A 1,873-nucleotide genomic window follows, 5' to 3' on the forward strand; every position below is an offset into this window, starting at 1 on the left:
GGAAACACTCCCAGAAACAGGAACTGCTGAGAGTCTTGCAGTATCAGCAGTAGGAGTTCTTACCTTAGTAGGCGGACTGTACTTGAAGAAACGGGCTACAGAAGAATAATAGCAGCTAATAGATACTAATATCAAAGAAAACCTTGTCAATAGACAGGGTTTTTTAAATTTCAAAAAACGTATATACCTATTGACGTATATAGTAATATACGTTATAATAGGGATAAAGAATAAGGAAAGGGGATAGACAATGCAGTTGGATCTTGATAAAATCAAAGCGGCCATAAACAACACTGACTATTCAGCCTATTTGATTGAAAAAGAAAGTGGTGTGTCACGCGCCACTATTTCTAATATTCGCAGCGGAAAACAAGAATTTGGTAGATTAGAAGTGAACACACTAATAAAGCTACAAAAATGGTTGGAAGGTAATGAGCATGAAAAAAACGAAGAAAAAGAAAATAGTCATTAGAGAACCTGACTATACAAAAATTGAAAATAGAGAGTTGATAGAGCAAGCCTTCCGTTTAAAGTCTAGCCCTGAAGTGTTAAAGAAGCTGGAGGCAAACTACAAAGATTTAGCTCTTATTGACAACGTTACAGTCGCAGAGTTGGTGGGTTATGGACTATCAGAACAACGAAGCCAAGAAATTAAAGCGATTATTGAGCTGATGAAACGATTTACCCAGGCAAGCCAAAAAGAAGGCTTTCGCATTAAGGGAGCAAATTCTTTTATCAATTATGCTCTGGATAAGTATTTGGTCGAAAGAGAGTATCGGACAGTTGCTTTTTACCTAGATGAAGAGAAACAGATTATTGAAGAGAGAGAAGTTGATTTAAGCTCAGACCGTGTTGTTTCTGGAATTTTAAATCATGCAGTTCGTAATGGATCAGATGGTATTCTTATAGCGACTATTCAAGGAAATAATGATCGAATCGTTCCAACTGATACAGAGCTATATGTCGCTCAAGAGTTGGGCAAGGCTTGTGCCTTATTTCGTTTAAAACTGCTGGACTGGTTGATTATCGGGAAAAGGAAATACTTTTCTTTCAGAGGGGAACAAAGAATTTAACAACCTCATTATATTTGTGAAAATATTATTATATAATGGGTACAAAAAAGGTCGGGAGTATGTTATAATAGTTGTTGCCTTAGCTTAGGTTTGCTCCACTACAAACCAAATCTGAGTTAAGGTAAAAGCTCCCATTGCTCTAAATAGAGTAGTGGTTATATTCTTTGACGGCCGGCCTCTTATTATAGGTCGGCTGGAATTGTTTGACAAGCTAATTAGAAGATGTTAAAATGATGGTGTCGTTTTGGGTGGTATCTTGATGCCGCCTATGACAATTCTCCTTTTGCTTTTGTTATCTTACACTTGAAAGTAAAGAGAATTGAAAAAATCCAGAGGTGAAACTTTGGATTTTTTTGTTTTGTAAATGGTATAAAAGCTTTAAAATAAGGCAAAAATATGGTATAATAGACTATGTAAGATAACAAAAGTAAGGAGAAAATATGGAACAAAAATTACCTATTTTGACAGAAGAAAACTACTATTCTGATACTGAATATATGTCTTCTTCCCGTTTTAAGTCCTATATGGATTGTGAAGCCAAGCAGCTTGCTATTGATAACGGTGCCTGGGAAGAGGAGAGAGATAAAAAAGTCTTTTTGATTGGCAATTATATTCATACGGCTTTTGAGTCCCAAAAAGCTCATGAGGAATATAAAGCAGCGGTCGCAGACAAAATCATGTCTAAACGGGGCGGGTTGTTAAAGGACTATCAAATTGCTGATAAGGTAATCGAATCTTTGGAAGCAGATGCCTACTTCATGAAAATCTATAATGGCGAAAGTGACGAGTCTGTTCAAAAA

The 1,873-nt window shown here is 36.2% G+C and carries 4 protein-coding genes; all 4 read left to right on the top strand.

Annotation, left to right across the window (positions count from 1 at the left end):
* Nucleotides 1-109, top strand: a 109-nt coding sequence (locus K4I03_RS12675) for an LPXTG cell wall anchor domain-containing protein (RefSeq protein ID WP_227965685.1), incomplete at its 5' end; no start/stop codon positions are given.
* A 141-nt stretch (nucleotides 110-250) separates the two neighbouring features.
* The gene (locus tag K4I03_RS12480) at nucleotides 251-472 is read left to right on the top strand and encodes a hypothetical protein (RefSeq protein ID WP_227965674.1); all 222 of its coding nucleotides are present in this window, start codon (nucleotides 251-253) and stop codon (nucleotides 470-472) included.
* The gene (locus tag K4I03_RS12485) at nucleotides 438-1,073 is read left to right on the top strand and encodes a JAB domain-containing protein (protein ID WP_227965681.1); all 636 of its coding nucleotides are present in this window, start codon (nucleotides 438-440) and stop codon (nucleotides 1,071-1,073) included. Before K4I03_RS12480 ends, K4I03_RS12485 begins: the two co-directional genes overlap by 35 nt.
* 440 nt (nucleotides 1,074-1,513) lie before the next feature.
* Nucleotides 1,514-1,873: PD-(D/E)XK nuclease-like domain-containing protein (locus K4I03_RS12490; RefSeq protein ID WP_227965683.1), on the top strand; the 360-nt coding region annotated here is incomplete at its 3' end.

Origin of the sequence: Streptococcus sanguinis (genome assembly GCF_020729725.1) — a bacterium.
In the GTDB taxonomy this organism is placed as follows: domain Bacteria; phylum Bacillota; class Bacilli; order Lactobacillales; family Streptococcaceae; genus Streptococcus; species Streptococcus sanguinis_V.